The organism is Caulobacter sp. GW821-FHT12F03 (assembly GCF_058806855.1).
This window is the reverse complement of sequence record NZ_JBXAQC010000001.1, coordinates 745,221-759,945: the sequence shown is the minus strand read 5'-3', so window position 1 is coordinate 759,945 and position 14,725 is coordinate 745,221. Positions and strand designations below refer to the sequence as shown.

22 protein-coding genes are annotated in these 14,725 nt (G+C 71.2%); 2 read left to right on the top strand and 20 right to left on the bottom strand.

All coding sequences use genetic code 11. From position 1 onward, the window contains the following. Positions 1 to 2 precede the first annotated feature (2 nt). On the bottom strand, positions 3 to 614 hold the full coding sequence (locus AC1RN0_RS03730; protein WP_492786083.1) for a phage distal tail protein, Rcc01695 family: 612 nt from the start codon (positions 612 to 614) through the stop codon (positions 3 to 5). A gap of 86 nt (positions 615 to 700) precedes the next feature. Between AC1RN0_RS03730 and AC1RN0_RS03725 the strand changes: the two genes are divergently transcribed. After that, complete coding sequence (locus tag AC1RN0_RS03725; RefSeq protein WP_492786082.1) at positions 701 to 1,168, top strand: DUF805 domain-containing protein; 468 nt, start codon at positions 701 to 703, stop codon at positions 1,166 to 1,168. On the opposite strand, the gene AC1RN0_RS03720 is transcribed toward AC1RN0_RS03725, so the two are convergent. The 16 genes from AC1RN0_RS03720 to pbpC form a co-directional block, all read right to left on the bottom strand. After that, entirely contained in the window at positions 1,165 to 1,452 is a 288-nt protein-coding gene (locus AC1RN0_RS03720; RefSeq protein WP_492786081.1) for a hypothetical protein, read from the bottom strand. The genes AC1RN0_RS03725 and AC1RN0_RS03720 overlap by 4 nt on opposite strands. A 65-nt stretch (positions 1,453 to 1,517) precedes the next feature. Beyond that, the gene (locus AC1RN0_RS03715) at positions 1,518 to 2,045 is read right to left on the bottom strand and encodes a phage tail tape measure C-terminal domain-containing protein (RefSeq protein ID WP_492786080.1); all 528 of its coding nucleotides are present in this window, start codon (positions 2,043 to 2,045) and stop codon (positions 1,518 to 1,520) included. A gap of 60 nt (positions 2,046 to 2,105) precedes the next feature. Further along, positions 2,106 to 2,276, bottom strand: a complete 171-nt coding sequence (locus tag AC1RN0_RS03710; protein WP_492786079.1) for a phage tail assembly chaperone — start codon at positions 2,274 to 2,276, stop codon at positions 2,106 to 2,108. Beyond that, complete coding sequence (locus AC1RN0_RS03705) at positions 2,273 to 2,557, bottom strand: GTA-gp10 family protein (protein WP_492786078.1); 285 nt, start codon at positions 2,555 to 2,557, stop codon at positions 2,273 to 2,275. Before AC1RN0_RS03705 ends, AC1RN0_RS03710 begins: the two co-directional genes overlap by 4 nt. 1 nt (position 2,558) lies before the next feature. Next, on the bottom strand, positions 2,559 to 2,975 hold the full coding sequence (locus AC1RN0_RS03700; RefSeq protein WP_492786077.1) for a phage major tail protein, TP901-1 family: 417 nt from the start codon (positions 2,973 to 2,975) through the stop codon (positions 2,559 to 2,561). Positions 2,976 to 3,003: 28 nt separating this feature from the next. After that, positions 3,004 to 3,411: a DUF3168 domain-containing protein gene (locus tag AC1RN0_RS03695; RefSeq protein ID WP_492786076.1), complete on the bottom strand. Its 408-nt coding sequence runs from the start codon at positions 3,409 to 3,411 to the stop codon at positions 3,004 to 3,006. Continuing rightward, positions 3,408 to 3,731, bottom strand: a complete 324-nt coding sequence (locus AC1RN0_RS03690; protein WP_492786075.1) for a head-tail adaptor protein — start codon at positions 3,729 to 3,731, stop codon at positions 3,408 to 3,410. The genes AC1RN0_RS03695 and AC1RN0_RS03690 overlap by 4 nt, the downstream gene beginning before the upstream one ends. After that, positions 3,728 to 3,994, bottom strand: a complete 267-nt coding sequence (locus AC1RN0_RS03685) for a head-tail connector protein (RefSeq protein ID WP_492786074.1) — start codon at positions 3,992 to 3,994, stop codon at positions 3,728 to 3,730. The genes AC1RN0_RS03690 and AC1RN0_RS03685 overlap by 4 nt, the downstream gene beginning before the upstream one ends. A gap of 192 nt (positions 3,995 to 4,186) precedes the next feature. After that, on the bottom strand, positions 4,187 to 5,416 hold the full coding sequence (locus AC1RN0_RS03680; RefSeq protein ID WP_492786073.1) for a phage major capsid protein: 1,230 nt from the start codon (positions 5,414 to 5,416) through the stop codon (positions 4,187 to 4,189). Positions 5,417 to 5,589: 173 nt separating this feature from the next. Beyond that, complete coding sequence (locus AC1RN0_RS03675) at positions 5,590 to 6,027, bottom strand: HK97 family phage prohead protease (RefSeq protein ID WP_492786072.1); 438 nt, start codon at positions 6,025 to 6,027, stop codon at positions 5,590 to 5,592. Then, positions 6,027 to 6,272 carry a hypothetical protein gene (locus tag AC1RN0_RS03670; protein WP_492786071.1) on the bottom strand — a complete coding sequence of 82 codons (246 nt, stop codon included), beginning with the start codon at positions 6,270 to 6,272 and terminating at the stop codon, positions 6,027 to 6,029. Before AC1RN0_RS03670 ends, AC1RN0_RS03675 begins: the two co-directional genes overlap by 1 nt. Next, complete coding sequence (locus AC1RN0_RS03665) at positions 6,269 to 7,078, bottom strand: DNA adenine methylase (RefSeq protein WP_492786070.1); 810 nt, start codon at positions 7,076 to 7,078, stop codon at positions 6,269 to 6,271. Before AC1RN0_RS03665 ends, AC1RN0_RS03670 begins: the two co-directional genes overlap by 4 nt. Further along, positions 7,079 to 8,227, bottom strand: a complete 1,149-nt coding sequence (locus AC1RN0_RS03660) for a phage portal protein (protein WP_492786069.1) — start codon at positions 8,225 to 8,227, stop codon at positions 7,079 to 7,081. 290 nt (positions 8,228 to 8,517) lie between these two features. Beyond that, a complete protein-coding gene (locus tag AC1RN0_RS03655; RefSeq protein ID WP_492786415.1) occupies positions 8,518 to 9,636 on the bottom strand; it encodes a DNA-packaging protein in 1,119 nt (372 codons plus the stop codon). After that, a complete protein-coding gene (locus AC1RN0_RS03650; RefSeq protein WP_492786068.1) occupies positions 9,581 to 10,081 on the bottom strand; it encodes a hypothetical protein in 501 nt (166 codons plus the stop codon). The genes AC1RN0_RS03655 and AC1RN0_RS03650 overlap by 56 nt, the downstream gene beginning before the upstream one ends. Before the next feature lie 192 nt (positions 10,082 to 10,273). Continuing rightward, the gene (pbpC, locus tag AC1RN0_RS03645) at positions 10,274 to 12,484 is read right to left on the bottom strand and encodes a multimodular transpeptidase-transglycosylase PbpC (RefSeq protein WP_492786067.1); all 2,211 of its coding nucleotides are present in this window, start codon (positions 12,482 to 12,484) and stop codon (positions 10,274 to 10,276) included. A 51-nt stretch (positions 12,485 to 12,535) separates the two neighbouring features. Between pbpC and AC1RN0_RS03640 the strand changes: the two genes are divergently transcribed. Next, a complete protein-coding gene (locus AC1RN0_RS03640) occupies positions 12,536 to 13,015 on the top strand; it encodes a YcgN family cysteine cluster protein (protein ID WP_492786414.1) in 480 nt (159 codons plus the stop codon). Here AC1RN0_RS03640 and AC1RN0_RS03635 read toward each other — a convergent pair. Genes AC1RN0_RS03635 through AC1RN0_RS03625 form a run of 3 tightly spaced genes read right to left on the bottom strand, consistent with a single transcriptional unit; the run spans position 13,012 to position 14,538 of the window. Then, positions 13,012 to 13,215, bottom strand: coding sequence for a hypothetical protein (locus AC1RN0_RS03635; RefSeq protein ID WP_492786066.1), 204 nt, complete (start codon positions 13,213 to 13,215; stop codon positions 13,012 to 13,014). The genes AC1RN0_RS03640 and AC1RN0_RS03635 overlap by 4 nt on opposite strands. 16 nt (positions 13,216 to 13,231) lie before the next feature. Next, positions 13,232 to 14,191 (bottom strand): hypothetical protein, encoded by a 960-nt coding sequence (locus tag AC1RN0_RS03630; protein ID WP_492786065.1) that lies wholly within the window; start codon positions 14,189 to 14,191, stop codon positions 13,232 to 13,234. Continuing rightward, positions 14,188 to 14,538 (bottom strand): hypothetical protein, encoded by a 351-nt coding sequence (locus AC1RN0_RS03625; protein WP_492786064.1) that lies wholly within the window; start codon positions 14,536 to 14,538, stop codon positions 14,188 to 14,190. The genes AC1RN0_RS03630 and AC1RN0_RS03625 overlap by 4 nt, the downstream gene beginning before the upstream one ends. Positions 14,539 to 14,725: the final 187 nt, after the last annotated feature.

Sequence of the window (14,725 nt, the reverse complement as noted above, 5' to 3'; positions counted from 1 at the left end):
ATTCAGATCCGCAGTTCGATCAGCGGCGCGGCGACCACCCGTCCGGCGTCGAAACTCTCCAGCGTCACGTCGATCCGGTCGGTGTCGAACCGCACGGGGGTGTCGAACTCGAACCCGGCGGTCAGCACCGCGCCGGACCCGGGCGCCGTCGCCAGCGTCACCAGTCCGGTCGTCAGGTCGACGGTGAAGTCGCCTGTCTCGGCCCCGTCCACGGCGACCCGCACGGTCCCGGCGACAGGCTTGGCGATCGGCCGGGCCAGGTCGGCATAGGCCTTGGTCAGGGCGAACACCGTCGCCGCGCCGTCCCCGACGCCCAGCGGCTGATCCGTCGGGCTCACGGCCCCGGACGGCGCGCAGGACTTGAAGTCGGCGAAGTCGCGAAAGCGGAATCCGTGCAGCCGTCCCCGTCGCCCCTCGAAGAACGCCACCAGCGCGGCGGCGTCGTCGAGCGAGCGCACACCCGCCCCGATCAGATAGCGCCGCCGGCCGTGCGCCCAGGGCGTCGACCGCCGCTCGAACCCGGACGCCAGGGTGACCACCTCGGTGCGCCGCTCGACGCCGCCGGTCGAGCCGAACGCCAGCCGCGCGGGCAGGCGGACCTCGTGAAAGGACATGACGAAATCCTCATGGAAGCGGACCTGTTCCTTGGCGGAACACCGGTCTACGGTTGACCGGAAACGGGGAGTCGGGAGCGATTCACATGGACTGGAAGACGCTGTTCTTTTCGCCGGACGGCCGCATCGGCCGGCAATCCTTCTGGATCGGCTGGCTGGTGCTGCTCGGCGTCAACGTCGTGCTGGGCTGGATCCCGCTGATCGGCTGGGCCCTGAGCCTGGTGACGATCTACTGCAACGTCTGCATCACGGCCAAACGCCTGCACGACATGGGCAAGAGCGGCTTCCTGCAGGTCATCCCGCTGGTCGCCTGTCCCACCCTGATCATCGGCGCGATTGTCGCGGTCGCCGGGCCGGCCATCATGGCCGGCGTCGCGGACGCCAACGAATCCCAGGTCACGGCCGCGGTCCTGGCCGGCGTCGGCGGCATGATGCTGTTCTTCCTCGCCGCCTTCGCGATCGGCCTGGGCTTCCTCATCTGGATCGGGGTGTCGAATACCGAGCCCGGCGAGAACCGCTACGGCCCCGAGCCGACGCTCAACGCGATCGCCTAGCTGTTGTGCGCCGCCACGCCGATGGCGGCCGCGAACAGCAGGATATAGACGGCCGTGATGACCAGCGAGACGCCGGCGCAGACCACGCCGCCGATCGCCAGGCCGCGGCCGTCCGGCCGCCTCAGCGCCAGAAGGCCCAGCACCAGGCCAATCAGCGCCATGAGGGTTCCGAGGATCCCCACGACCGGGATCCAGACGATCAGGACCGACACGATCCCGAGCACGAGCGAGGCGATGGCCATGCCGTTGGCGGACGCGGGCGCGCCTCTGTCGAAATCCGTCATGCTGTTCCCCGATGTGTCGCAGGGCACGCTAGAGACGCGGCGGGCCTTGTCAACGCGCGGTAACCCTACAGGCGGCGCGCGCCGAGCCCCACGGCCCGGGCCAGCGCCTGGGCGATCTGGGCGTCGGACCGCGCCAGGCCCTCGGCCCCGCCGCCCTGGACGGTGACCTGGATGGTCATCCCGCCGCCGCCGGCGGGATCGACGGTCCCGGCTCCGGCGGGCCGGAACACCTCCGGCCCGCGCTCGCCGACGAGGTAGGCGCCGCCCGCCGTCACCGGCCCGCCGCCGGCCCTCGCGCCGGAGAAGCCGCCCTTGAGCACGGCCGAGACCACGTCCGCCAGGCCGCCGCCGCCCTGCCCGGCCGCGGCGTTGACCGCCGCCAGCACGGCCTGCGCCAGTTCGGCCAGGCTGATCTTGCCGTCCGCCGCCGCCCGCGCCAGCGACCGGCTCAGGCTCTCGCCCGCCCGGGCGAACGCCGCGTCGATGCTGTCGGCCGCCCGTTGCGCGGGCTCGCGCAGCGCCTCCAGCGCGGCCCCGGCCTCGGCGGCCCTCCGCGGCAGGGCCTCGAGCCCGCCAGGATCGAAGTCGGTCATGGCAAATTCCCCCAATCGTCATGGCCCGGATAAGCCGGGCCATGACGGCGCTTTCTGGACTCAGTCCGGATGCTCACGGCGCAAGGCATCAAACCCCTTCCGCGTCAGCACCCCGACGCCGCCCTCCCCCGTCAGCGCCCGCCACTCCTTCAGCGACAGGCGCCAGAAGGCCTCGGGCGGGATGTTCAGCGTCACGGCCAGCCGCAGCATCGCCGGCCAGGGCGGGGTCATGATCCGGCCGCGGTGAAGGCCGCCGCGATGGCCCGCGCGGCCTCGTCCAGCGCCACGCCGGTGAGATCGCCCGGGTCCTCGCCGCCACCGCGCAGCAGGGCCGCCAGCACGGTGGTCAGGTGCTTCGCCGACAGTCCGCGCAGCCGCCCGGCCAGGTCCTCCCAGCCGTCCGCCGCGAACGCCGTCTCCAGCTCGGCCAGCGCCCCGAGCGTCAGGCACAGCCGGCGCGGCCGGCCGGCCAGCACCGCCTCGACCTCGCCGCGCGCGCCGTTGGCCGCCATGTCAAAGCGCCTCGAAGGCGATTTCCCCGGCCGAGGCCAGGGTGATCGCCCAGGTGGCCTCGCCGTCGTGCTCGCCGGCGTATTCCAGCGCCGCCACGAGGAACGGCCCCTCCAGCACGCCGAAGTCCGGCACGACCAGCCGCCAGGCCCGCGCCGCCTGGCTGAAGAACACCTCGCGGATCAGCGCGTCGGACGCAGCGTCGCGAAACACCCCGGCGCCGGAGACGCTGGCCTGCTTCACGCCGGCCCCGGCCAGCAGCTCGCGCCAGCGCCCGGCGCTGTCGCCATCGGTGGCGTCGATGGTCCGGGCGTTCAGCGAGATGGTCCGCGCCCGCAGCCCGGCGACGGTGACGAACGTCGGCGGCGCTTCGCCATCGCCGATCTTCAGCAGGATGTCCTTGCCGCGTTGCGCAGCCATGGCGGTCTCCGATGTCAGAAGGGAAGGGTCAGAGGCTCTCGGTCACGGCCCGCAGCCGCAGCACGCCGTGGATCGTCCGGCCGTCAGCGGCGCGGAACACGTCGCCGTAGGTCACGCGCAGATTGACCAGCCGCCAGCCGTCCAGCGTCAGGTCGGCGTTGTGCAGCCGCGCCCGCAGCGCCGCGACGATGGCTCTGGCCTCCTCGGCCCCGTCGAACCGCGACAGGCAGGTCAGGCTCAGGGCGTGTTCCAGCCCCTCGCCCTCCAGTCCGCCCCACGGCCGGGTTTCGGCCCGCCCGAACAGCACCATCGGCCAGACGGGCGTCGCCGGCGGCTGGTCATGCACGCGCGGCGGATCGCCGATCAGCGCGGCCAGGTCGGCGTCGGCCTTCAGATGGTCCAGCAAGGCCTTGTGCAGCGCCAGGTCCGGGCTCATGGCCAGCGCCTTTCGAGGCTCAGCACCATGCGGCCCCGCGCCGTCCGCGACGGCGTCACGGCGACCACGCGCCAGGCCTCGCCGCCGGCCTTCAGCCGCTGGCCGCGCGCGGCGGCCGCATGGGTCCGCGCCTCGGCCTCGGCCCGTTCGACCAGGCCGGGCTGCGTCCCGCCGTCGCCGGCCTCGCGATGCCCGAGCGGCTTCAGATCGACCCACAGGGCCGCGATCTGGCTCCAGGTCCGGTTCCGCCCGCCAAACACCGTCTCGGCCTCGGACAAGCCCTCGAGCACCGCGAGCGTGCGCAGAGACGCGATACTCACAGCCGCACCAGACGGTACGGCGCCAACCAGGGCTCGATCAGTCCGACCGGCGCCTCGCCGGCCTCGCGATGCTCGAAGCCGTGCGCCACCAGCATCAGCAGGCACAGCCGCAGCGGCGCCGGAGACGTGTCACTCAGGGTCAAACCGGTCGCCGCCGCGACCCGCCCCACGGCGGCGTCGATCAGCAGCTGGACGAGGCCGTCCTCCGCGTCGTCGCCGACACGCAGAAACGTCTTCGCCTCGGCGAGGGTGATGGGGGGCATGGGGGGATGTCCTTCTCGTCAGTCCTCCCCGCTTGCGGGGAGGGGGACCACGCGGAGCGTGGTGGAGGGGCCGGCGCCGGGCCGGCCGGAACGACCTGAATTCAGGACGGACCACTCGCCTACGCGCCGCCCCCTCCACCGCCTCCGGCGGTCCCCCTCCCCAGCTTTGCTGGGGAGGAGCGAAGCGGCGCCCTAGGAAGCCGCGAACTTCATCAGCTTGATCGCGTCGAAGTTCTGCACCCCGCCGCCGACCCGCTTGGTCGTGTAGAACAGCACATAGGGCTTGGCCGAATAGGGGTCGCGCAGCACCCGCACCCCGGCCCGGTCGACGATCAGGTAGCCCTTGGCGAAATCGCCGAACGCCAGGGCGAAGCTGTTAGCGGCCACGTCCGGCATGGTCTCGATCTCGGTCACCGGATAGCCCAGCAGCGTCGCGGGCGCGCCCGGCGCCGTGGCCGGCGACCAGATGTAGTTGCCGTCGGCGTCCTTGAACTTGCGGATCCTGGCCGCCGTGCGGCGGTTCAGCACGAACCGTCCGTGCGCGCGGTACTGGGCCTTCGGCGCATAGATCAGGTCGATGATCCGGTCGACGGGGTCGACGTCATCGAAGTCCCCCGCCGCGCCGGACGCCACATAGCCGATGTCGCCCCAGGCGTGGCTCGCGTCAGCCACCTTGCTGTAGCTGAGGAAGCCCTTGGGCTTGTTGACCCCGTCGCCGGTGACGAACGCCTGCGTCTCCTGGCCGGCGAACGCGTCCTCGCACTCGGCGGCCAGCCATTCGTCGAGATTGACGAAGGCGTCGTCGAGCAGGGCCTGGGTCGCGGCCGGGCTGGCGTAGAGATCGGCCGCCGGGAATTCCAGCAGCGCCAGCACGGGCGGATCGGTCTCCGGCCGCGCGTCGGTCTCGGCGACCCAGCCGCTCTCGATGCCGGCGGTGCTGACGGGCTTGCGGAACACCCCCGCCCCGATGGTCCGCACGGTGGCGATGTCGCGCATCGGCGAGGACATCTGCAGCCGGCGCTCGATCAGCCGCTCGGTCTCGGGCGGCGCCACATAGCCGCCGGCCGTCGGCACGCCCTCGCTGAGGCCCTTGGCCTCGAGCATCAGCAGCGAGGAGGAACCGGTCTTCAGATAGCCGTCCCAGGCCGCCTTGCGCTCGTCGGGCACGATGACCCGGCCCTCGCCGCCGGCCAGCGCCGGACGCCGCCCGTCGGCCAGGGCCCGGTCGAGCCGCCCCTGCGCCGCCTGCAGCGAGGCGTCGATGCGCGCGACCTTCTCCTCCAGCAGGGCGTCGGCGCGCTTGCTCTCCAGCGCCCCCAGCCGCTCGTCGTTGGCGGCCTTGAACGCCTCGAAGGCGGCCATGACCTCATGCATGGCGGCCCGCGCTGCGGGCTCCGCCGCCGCGTGTTTGGTCTCTTTCATGTGGGTAGGTCTCCAGTTGAATTCCTCCCTCCCCCTTGTGGGGAGGGACAGGCCGCGAAGCGGCCAGGGTGGGGAAGCGATGGGCCGTGCCGAACGCATGGGATTGGCGTCCTGCTTCCCCACCCGTCCGGGCTTCGCCCGGCCACCCTCCCCATGAAGGGGAGGGAAACGCGTCACGCGGCCTGCGCCGTCGTCCTGACCGTCTCGATCCGCGCCCCGGGCAGCATCGGGAACGTCACGACCGACACCTCCCACAGCTCGACCTCGGTCAGCACCCGCAACCGTCCGGTCCCGTCCGGCCGCGCCTTTGCCGCGCGAAAGCCGATCGACAGTCCGTCCATCGCCCCGGCCCGCACCAGGGCCGCGCACAGCCGGCCCTGCGGCGTCGCCTCAATTATCCGCCCACGGACGAACAGGCCTCGCCCGTCCTCGACGATCTCGTCCCAGACCCCGACGGGATGATCCCCGTCATGCTGGCACAGCATCCGCACGCCCTTCGCGCCGGTCCGCGCCAGCGATGTCCCGAACGCCCCGGCCGCGGCCACGTCGTCCTTGAGATCCCGCGTCCAGAACAGCGAGGCGTAGCCGCTGATTTCGGTGTCTCCGGCCATCACAGCTCCCCCGTCTCCAGCCGCCGTTCCAGCCGCTCCAGCGTGATCCGCGTGGCGGCGACCTGTTCCTCCAGCCGCGCCAGCCGCTCGGCGGTCTCGCCCTGGGCGTCGACGCGCCGTTGCAGGTCATCGATCCGCGCCGACGCCCGGCCGGCCCAGATCAGCCCTCCACCGGCCTGGATGGCCACGGTGACGATCACGGCCAGCGTCACCTGCCGGTCGATGCGAAAACGGGTGGGGGTCATTTGTGCAAACTTGGAAGAATGCTGACGTTCGTTACGATCAATTCTCTTGCGAGCTTGGCGCCCCCTTGAAGACCGTAAGTTGTCGTGACCGATCTCTGCGCGAAACCTTTGAACAAGCCCCGTGTCTCGGGGATGTCGTTGATCGACAGGACAAAGTGACCTTTGAGGCTATCGAGCACCGCACGTAAGCGGGCAAAATCGTTCCGCGAAAATAGCTCCGCGCCATAGTCGTCTTCACAACCCCAATAGGGTGGGTCGAAATACATCAGGGTGTCGGAACTATCGTAGATCGCCACGAACCGATCGAATGGCAGACACTCAATCACCACCCCGGCAAGTCGGTCGTGAAAGTCTTGCAGCAGACCTGCAAGACGCAAAAGGTTGAATCTGGCAGGTCGATGCAGACCCGTTCCGAATGTTCGACCTACAGCCTTGCCGCCATAGGCAGTCGTCTGACGGTAGAGAAATCGGGCCGCCCTTTCGAGATCGGTGAGACTGTCGGGATTGAGGGCATTGAGGCGCTCAAATTCGGCGCGGCAAGTTAACTGGTAGCGCAGAAGGTCGACGAAGGCAGCGTAGTGGCGCTGCATCACTCGATAGAAGGTCGCGACATCGCGCCCCAGATCGTTAATCACCTCCGCCTGCGGCTTCGAGCAGCGGCGGAGAAAAACGCCACCCATCCCGACAAAGGGTTCGGCATAGGTCCGGTGGGGTATCGCGTCGATCATCGCGACCAGCCGTCCCGCCAGGTTACGCTTGCCACCTCTGTAGGGCGCGACAGGGCGCGCAGGAGCGATCCTCAACATCTACCCCTCCAGCCCCGCCAGCCGCCGCCGCTCATCCGCCGTCAGGAAGCTCGCCGCCTCCAGCCGCGCCCACAGCGCGTCGCGCTCGGCCGACAGCGCCGGCACCGCGTCCAGGTCACAGGCGATCCGCGCGCCGGGGTGTTTCGCCCCCAGCCAGCCGGTCAGCGCCCGCGCGGCCCGCTCGGCCAGGGGCACGACGGTGTGCCGCCAGAACGCCCCGTTGGCCTCGCGGAAATTGGCGTACGTGTTGTCGCCGGGGATCCCCAGCAGCTGCGGCGGCACGCCGAACGCCAGGGCGATCTCCCGCGCCGCGGCGTGCTTGCCGGCGATGAAGTCCATGTCGTGCGGCGACAGCGACATCGGCCGCCAGTCCAGCCCGCCCTCCAGCAACAGCGGCCGCCCGGCCGCCGCCGGCCCTGTCCGCGCCGCCAGCTCGGCCTTCAGCGTCTCGAACTGCGCCTCGCTCAGCCGGTCGCCGGCCTCGGGATTGGCGTAGACCAGCGCCCCGCTCGGCCGCGCCGAGTTGTCCAGGAGCGCCTTGTTCCAGGCCCCCGACGCGTTGTGCACATCGATGGCGAAGGCCGCCGCTTCCAGCGGGCTGGCCCCGTAATAGTCGTCGGCCGGATTGAACAGCTTCAGATGCAGCACCGGCAGCCAGCCCTCGGCGTCGCGCCCGATCCGCACGCTGCGCCCGGCCACGCCGTACTCATAGGCCTGCGGCCAGCCCTGCCGCCCCGGCACGACCTTCATCCGATCGGGCCGCAGGGCGTACAGCTCTCCCGGCCCCTCGCCCGCCGCCTCCAGGTACCCGTTGCCGCTGACCTGCAGCGTGCCGAAGAACGCCTCCAGCAGGTCCGGCCCGCCCTGTTCGGGGTTCGGATGATCGAGCAACCGCCGCAGCGGATGGTCGTCCGCCCGCTTGCCGCCGGCGAACACCGCCAGCGGCACGGACGCCGCCGCCTCGGCGATCATCCGCACGCAGCGATAGGCCACCGGGTTCTTCGCGAACCCCTCCCGCGCCAGGCTCTCATAGTCCCGCGGCGTCCACACCGGCCGCCCGGCCGTGGTGACGGCGATGAGGCCGGCAGCCCGGGAGTCCTTGGTTTCAGGCGCGGCCGGTCGCCGCCGCGGGCGGGGAAAGAGGGGCATGACAATCCTTTCTCCTCTCCCGCGAGGGAGAGGGGGACCATGCGGAGCATGGTGGAGAGGGAAGCGCGGTGGTCGTCCGAGAAGCTCTGGGATCATCGTGGCGGACCGCGCCCTGATGTCTTGAAGGCCAGTTTGCTCCGGCGGGCGCCCTGCTCAAGGACCGCTTCGCGGCCGCGCAGCGGCGACCCCGAAGGGGTCGTCCTTGACCAGGGTGACCGCCCTGAGCGCATCATTCCATCAAGGCCAAAGGGCCCGTCTACATCCGGAGAGGCGCGGAAAAATCCAAGGGATCACAACACCCGCACCCGCGGCCGCCTCACCGCCCGCCCGAGCATCAGATCGGTCAACGCCCAGACCAGCGCATCGGCCCGGTCCGGGCTCGCTCCGCCCTCGTCGCAGCCGAGCGCCATCAGCTCCTCCTCCAGCGCCGGGAAGGCGCCGCAGTGGACCACCAGGCCGCGTTCGTAGAGGGCCGCCACGGGCTCGGCCCGCACCCGCTTGCTGAAGCGGGCGTGGACCAGCCGCACCGGGCACGGCGCCTCGGCCTGCGCGAGCAGCCCGCGAACCATCTCGCCGCCCTGGTTGGCCTCGGCGACGATCGCGGCCGCGCCATGATCGCGCGCCGTCTCGACTGCCCGCCGGGCCCAGCCCATCGGCGACAGCCCCTTCATCGTCCGGTCGGCCAGCACGAAGGCGCGCTCGCCCCGCCGTCCAGCCACGACGATGCCGCAGGCGTCGCCGGTCGCCGTCGCTGGCGGGTCGACGGCCACGACCACGCGGTCCAGGTCCGGCGGCCGCGCGCCCCGGCAGCGCGCCAGGTCCTCGGCCCGCCACAGGGCGCCCTCGCCCTCGACGATCAGGCCCTCCAGCTCCTGCGCCGCCAGCCGCGTGCCGCCATAGATGGCGTTCAGACTGTCGAGAAAGGCCGGCGCCAGGTTGTGCGCATTGGTCGCCGTCGGCAGCACGGTGTCGACCGTCGAGGCCTCCCCCCGCAGCATCCGCAACGCCCGGATCGGCCGGGGCGTGGTGGTCACCAGCAGCCGGGGATCCTCGCCCAGCCGCAGCCCGAACCGCAGCATGGCCAGCCCCTCGCCGGGCCGCCGCCAGGCGCAGAACTCGTCGGCCCAGGCCCCGTGAAACTGCGGCCCGCGCAGGCTGTCGGGGTCCTCGGCGGAAAAGATGTGCGCCTCGGCCCCGGTGTTCCACACCACCCGCCGACGCGACTTCTCATGGCGGAAACGCAGCGCCCTCGGGCTCTGCGCCCGCAGGCCCGACGGCCCCTCGATCATCACCTCCTGCACATCGTGCAGGCTCGGTCCGACCAGGGCGAACCGCCCACCCCGCCAGGCCTGTTCAACCAGCCAGCCGGCGCCCACCCAGGTCTTCCCCGAGCCCCGGCCGCCCAGCAGCAGCCAGGTGCGCCATGGATCCTCGGGAGGCAGCTGGATCTCGTTCGCCCGACGGCGCCAGTTGGCCAGCACGATGTCCTGATCCGCCGGCGGCACCGACGCCCGGAGCTGTTCCGGGGACAGGTCGACCAGCGAGTCGATCGACGAAGTTCTGAAGTTCCACATACTTCCGCTCGATGGCGTCGGCGTCGTCGGGTTGGTCATCCATGTCGGCCTCGTCCTGTTCGGAGGCGCCGGACCGGCGATCCTCCTGGTCCTGCAGTTTGTGGAGCCCCACGGCGGTGCGGGCGATCGCGGCCCGCACGCGGATGCGCTGGGCGAGCGTGACGTAGGTCTCGGGTCTCGGAATGTCGGTGATCATGGCGGCGTCCTCCAGCAACCCGCGGGCCTGCGCTTCGGCGAGGCCGGCGAGCAGCGCCGCCGCTCCGGTGGGTTCTCGGGTCATGCCCCAAAGGTACGGGACCAGCGGGCAAGGCCGGGAATTCAGGACGGGAAAGTCGCAAGCGGCTGACGCGGCTCGGGAAATTCCCGATACACCCGCGGGCTCGGACGGCTGAACACCCGCATTTTGCTCGCGGCGCGCCCCCCCCACCGTTGATCCCCGCGAAGGCGGGCAGCAACGAAGCGTGCGGGCGCGCTAGTAGGGAATCGGCTCGCCGCTCGGCAGCTGCGGCCGGGCCGGCTCGGCGGGAACGTCCGGCGCCTCCGGCTCGGGCGGCGGCTCCAGCGACTCCGCGACCCGGCCGAACTCGCTCGCCAGGTCGCTGTAGAACGGGTTGCGCGGGTCGGCCTCTTCCTCGGGGATCGGGTCGGGCATCAGCCAGTCGAAGTCCCGCGCGGGCAGGCCTTCATGGGCGATGATCATGAACCGCCGCCAGATCCCGGCCGGCAGGGTGCCGCCGGCGACGTGGTTCATCGGCTTGTCGTTGTCGTTGCCGATCCAGACGCCGGCGGTCATGTCCGGGGTGAAGCCGACGAACCAGGCGTCGCGCCAGTTCTGGCTGGTGCCGGTCTTGCCGGCGGCCGGACGACCGAAGGCGGCGCGGGTGCCGGTGCCGTGCTCGATGACGCCCTTCATCATGTTGACCATCATCGAGGCCTTGGCGATGTCATAGACGGGCGTTCCGGTCGCGCTCGGGGCGTGGTTGTACAGCGGCTCCCCGGCCACGGTGGTGATGCTCTCGATGATGTAGGGCGTGCGCTTCTGGCCGCCCTGCTGGAACACCTGGAAGGCGCTGACCAGCTGCAGCAGGCTGACCTCGTAGGAGCCCAGCGCCACCGACAGGTCGGGATTGGGCGGAATGGTGGTCAGGCCGAACCGGCGGGCCAGTTCGCCCATGGCGCCGCCGCCGACCTCCTGGCCCAGCTTGGCGGCCACGGTGTTGATCGACTTGGCCAGGGCGGTCGCCACGGTCACCGGACCGGAATAGCCGCCGCCGTAGTTCTCGGGCGCCCAGTCTCCGAACTTGACCGGCCCGTCGACCCGCTGGTCGGTCGGCAGCACCCCGTGCTCCAGCGCGGCGGCGTAGACGAACGGCTTGAACGTCGAACCGGGCTGGCGGCGCGCCTGGACGGCGCGGTTAAACGGCGAGGAGTCGAAGTCGGTGCCGCCGACCATGGCCCGGATGGCCCCGTCGTTGGCGATGGCGACCATGGCCGCCTGGGTCGCCCCGGCCTTGGCCCCGTCGGTGCGCATCACCTCGCGGACGATCTTGCCGGCCGCGGCCTGCAGCTTGGAATCGATGGTCAGCCGCACGACCAGGTCCGGCGCGGTCGCCCCGGCGATCTTGACCGCCTCGACGGTGGCGTAGTCCAGCACATAGCCGAGGTCGCCCTCGTCCTGCACGGCGCCCGCGGCCAGCCGCGGCGTGTCCAGCAGCGCCGCCTCGTACTGGGCGTCGGTGATCCACCGCTCCTTGCGCATGTTGGCCAGGATCAGCCGCTGGCGCTTCAGCGCCCCGGCCATGTTGCGGGTCAGCGCCAGGCGCGACGGCGCCTTGGGCAGGCTGGCCAGCAGCGCCGCCTCGGAGATGCTCATCTGCGCCGCCGGCTTGCCGAAATAGGCCCGCGAGGCGCCGTCGATGCCGTAGGTGTTGGCCCCGAAGAAGATGCGGTTCAGGTACAGCTCGAGGATCTCGTCGCGGCTAAGCACCTTGAACAGGCGGCGGGCCATGACCGCCTCCTGCAGCTTGCGCTTGGCGGTCTGGTCGGGCGTCAGGAACAGGCCCTTGGAGATCTGCTGGGTGATGGTCGAGCCGCCCTGCACGATCCGTCCGGCCCGCCAGTTGATCCAGGCGGCGCGGCCGATGCCCTGCAGGTCGAGCGCCCCGTGCTTGTAGAAGCGGCGGTCCTCGGCGGCGAGGAAGGCCCTGGGCACATAGTCGGGCAGCTGGTCCAGCGTGATCCGCTCGCCATAGCGCGGCCCGCGCACGGCGATCTGGGTCCCGCTGGCGTCCTGGAAGCGGATGCCCGGCGCCCGGTTGACGGCGAACAGCGCCTCGCGCGCGGGCAACGGCGGCACGTCGGTCAGGTACTTCTGCCAGATGTAGACCCCGATCCCCCCGGCGGCGATCGCCCCGGTAAGGAACAGCGTCAGCAGGGTGATCCACACCCAGCGCAGGCCTGGCGAGGCCAGCCAGTCAAAAATCGACGACAGGCTGAACCCGGCCCCGGACGACACCAGCGACCGCTTCGGCTTCGGCGCCCTGGGACGCTTCGCGGGGCGGGAAGGCTTTGACGCCTTTGGCTTTTTCGGTTTCGGCGGGGCGGCGGGCTCGGGTTCGGGCTCCGGACGCGGCTCGGGCGGCGGGTCAAAACTGTACGGCGGAATGGACCAGTCGTCGCTCAAGGGTGTGCCGTCGCGCTTGGGTTACTGCGTAGAGGGGTTTAGGACGCAAGCATTATGCCGCGCAAACCCTTCTGGGAGATCAAGTCTCTCGCCGAGATGAGTCCCGCCGAGTGGGAGAGCCTATGCGACGGCTGCGGACTTTGCTGCCTTGTTCGCTTCGAAGATGAAGACAGCGGCGAGGTGGTCCCGACACGGGTGCACTGCCGGCTGTTCGATTCCGAGCGCTGCACCTGCACCGACTACGAGAACCGCAAGCAGCACGTGCCGGACTGCATCAAGCTGACGCCGGCCAATATCGAGCAGCTGGCCTGGATGCCGGCCAGCTGCGCCTACCGCCGGCTGGACGAAGGCAAGCCCCTGCCCCGCTGGCATCCGCTGATCACCGGCGACCCGGAAAGCGTACACAAGGCGGGCGTCTCGATCCGCAACCAGACCCTCAACGAAGACCTGCTCAACGACCCCGAGGACGCCCTCGACTACGCCGCCTGGGACCTCAATCTCGACAAGAGCGACGAGCCCTACGAGGGCTAGGGCTTTCGCCCAGTCACCAGCCAGACGTCGGTGTGGATCTCGCTGCCGCCGTCGGCGTAGGTCGCCGCGTCGTAGCTGAACAGCTTGGTCGACTCGACGCTGATCTGGCCGTCGGCGAAGCCCTGGGCCAGCAGGACGCCGCGTGCCTGGGCGGCCTTGGCGGCGTTGGCGCAGACGTAGGACACGGTGGCGGTGGTCATGGCTGGGCTCCGGACCTCACGGCGTCGCAAGGGCGGCGTCGAGCCGCTTCACGACATCCAGGTTGTACTGCAGGCGCGCCTCGAGATCGGCGCGGGTGTGGGCGGCGCGCAGCACCCCGGCCATCTGGGGCGTGATCGCCGGCTGGGCCCGGGCGATCAGCCCGTCCAGCACGACCGGGTCCACGGTTCCGCCCGGCGCGGCGCGGTCGAGGATGCGGCCCAGCGCCTGCGAGGCGGTCGTGGCGTCGACCTGCCCGGCCGCGGTGGCGTCGGCGATCTGCTGCTCGGTCAGGGCCGAGGCCAGCGCGCCCCGGGCCGTGGCCTTGAACACCGCGGCGATGCGCGGGTCGGTCGCCAGCGCCTCGGCCGCCTGGCCGGTGGCGAAGTACTGCTCGCTGGTCAGGCCCGAATTGCCGCCGTTGCCGCCGGCGGTGCTGGTTGTGTCGATCGAGGCCAGCACCGAGGGATAGACGGCGGTGGCGTCGCCCTCCCCGCCGTCCCCGGCCACGCCCGGCGCCAGCGGGATGTAGGAGAACTCCTTGCGCTTGAAGCCGAAGGAGAAGGTCTCGGGTCCCTCGGCGCCGAAGCCGATCTTGAACCCCAGGTTGGTCGTCGTGCCGAAGAAGGCCTGCTTGCGCTCGGCCGCGTCGCCCGACAGCGTCGCCGGGCCGTCGGCGGCGTCGGGGTCGACGGTCTTCAGCGCCGCCGCGCCGGTGGCGTAGAGCTGCCGCACACGCGGGTTGAACAGGCCGTTGCCGGTCTTCAGCGACGCCACCACCTCGGGCATGCCGCCGTTGGCCGAGCGCGGCCCCGAATAGCCCTCGGTCCGGTCGTAGCCGACGCTGGCCGTGGGCGGCTTGCTGTCGACGTTGATTCCGATCGACGAGCTGGTCACGAAGACCACGGTGTCCTTGCTGGCGCAGCCGGTGACGACGACGGAGGCCGCGAGCAGGGCGAGGCCGGCGGAATGCTTCACGGGGCATCTCCTTGATGAGGGGTCTGGCCGGCGGCGGCGCAGACGCCGGGCCGGTTGAGATCGATGCAGCCGCCTTCGGGAACGGTGACCCGGGTGTCCTTGCTGTAGCCGAGGGCCACGCCGGGATTGCCGCCGCCGCTGCGGATGGCGAGGCCGAGCCCGGTGGTCGTCAGCGCGGTCGCCCTCGCCGGCGCCCCGGCCGGGGTTCCGTGGTCGACGACGATCACCACCAGGCCCACGACAGGCCGTCCGCCCGCGGCGTCCGCGTAGGTGACACAGCCGCCCAGCGGCAGGCTCGCCGCCAGCGCCGCCGCCACAACGCCCGTTCGTCTCAGCGCCGAACCCATGCCTGAACGCTCCCGCGCGTCCCGAACCGGGAGTCAGTCCCGGCCGCTCGCCCCGGTTGAACCATCGGCCCGAACCCTTCATGGGTCAAGGTCGCCGGCGCGGGCCGGCCCTGCCCACGGTCCCAAAGACCTTGCCCCCGGCCGCCGTTGGGGGGATAGACGCGCTCCGCCGAAACAGCCGTCCGAA

What these genes read in the sequence shown, in the direction of transcription:
- AC1RN0_RS03730 (WP_492786083.1), bottom strand. Translation starts at nt 614, where the DNA reads ATGTCCTTTCACGAGGTCCGCCTGCCCGCGCGGCTGGCGTTCGGCTCG.
- AC1RN0_RS03725 (WP_492786082.1), top strand. Translation starts at nt 701, where the DNA reads ATGGACTGGAAGACGCTGTTCTTTTCGCCGGACGGCCGCATCGGCCGG.
- AC1RN0_RS03720 (WP_492786081.1), bottom strand. Translation starts at nt 1,452, where the DNA reads ATGACGGATTTCGACAGAGGCGCGCCCGCGTCCGCCAACGGCATGGCC.
- AC1RN0_RS03715 (WP_492786080.1), bottom strand. Translation starts at nt 2,045, where the DNA reads ATGACCGACTTCGATCCTGGCGGGCTCGAGGCCCTGCCGCGGAGGGCC.
- AC1RN0_RS03710 (WP_492786079.1), bottom strand. Translation starts at nt 2,276, where the DNA reads ATGACCCCGCCCTGGCCGGCGATGCTGCGGCTGGCCGTGACGCTGAAC.
- AC1RN0_RS03705 (WP_492786078.1), bottom strand. Translation starts at nt 2,557, where the DNA reads ATGGCGGCCAACGGCGCGCGCGGCGAGGTCGAGGCGGTGCTGGCCGGC.
- AC1RN0_RS03700 (WP_492786077.1), bottom strand. Translation starts at nt 2,975, where the DNA reads ATGGCTGCGCAACGCGGCAAGGACATCCTGCTGAAGATCGGCGATGGC.
- AC1RN0_RS03695 (WP_492786076.1), bottom strand. Translation starts at nt 3,411, where the DNA reads ATGAGCCCGGACCTGGCGCTGCACAAGGCCTTGCTGGACCATCTGAAG.
- AC1RN0_RS03685 (WP_492786074.1), bottom strand. Translation starts at nt 3,994, where the DNA reads ATGCCCCCCATCACCCTCGCCGAGGCGAAGACGTTTCTGCGTGTCGGC.
- AC1RN0_RS03680 (WP_492786073.1), bottom strand. Translation starts at nt 5,416, where the DNA reads ATGAAAGAGACCAAACACGCGGCGGCGGAGCCCGCAGCGCGGGCCGCC.
- AC1RN0_RS03675 (WP_492786072.1), bottom strand. Translation starts at nt 6,027, where the DNA reads ATGGCCGGAGACACCGAAATCAGCGGCTACGCCTCGCTGTTCTGGACG.
- AC1RN0_RS03670 (WP_492786071.1), bottom strand. Translation starts at nt 6,272, where the DNA reads ATGACCCCCACCCGTTTTCGCATCGACCGGCAGGTGACGCTGGCCGTG.
- AC1RN0_RS03665 (WP_492786070.1), bottom strand. Translation starts at nt 7,078, where the DNA reads ATGTTGAGGATCGCTCCTGCGCGCCCTGTCGCGCCCTACAGAGGTGGC.
- AC1RN0_RS03660 (WP_492786069.1), bottom strand. Translation starts at nt 8,227, where the DNA reads ATGCCCCTCTTTCCCCGCCCGCGGCGGCGACCGGCCGCGCCTGAAACC.
- AC1RN0_RS03650 (WP_492786068.1), bottom strand. Translation starts at nt 10,081, where the DNA reads ATGACCCGAGAACCCACCGGAGCGGCGGCGCTGCTCGCCGGCCTCGCC.
- AC1RN0_RS03635 (WP_492786066.1), bottom strand. Translation starts at nt 13,215, where the DNA reads ATGACCACCGCCACCGTGTCCTACGTCTGCGCCAACGCCGCCAAGGCC.
- AC1RN0_RS03625 (WP_492786064.1), bottom strand. Translation starts at nt 14,538, where the DNA reads ATGGGTTCGGCGCTGAGACGAACGGGCGTTGTGGCGGCGGCGCTGGCG.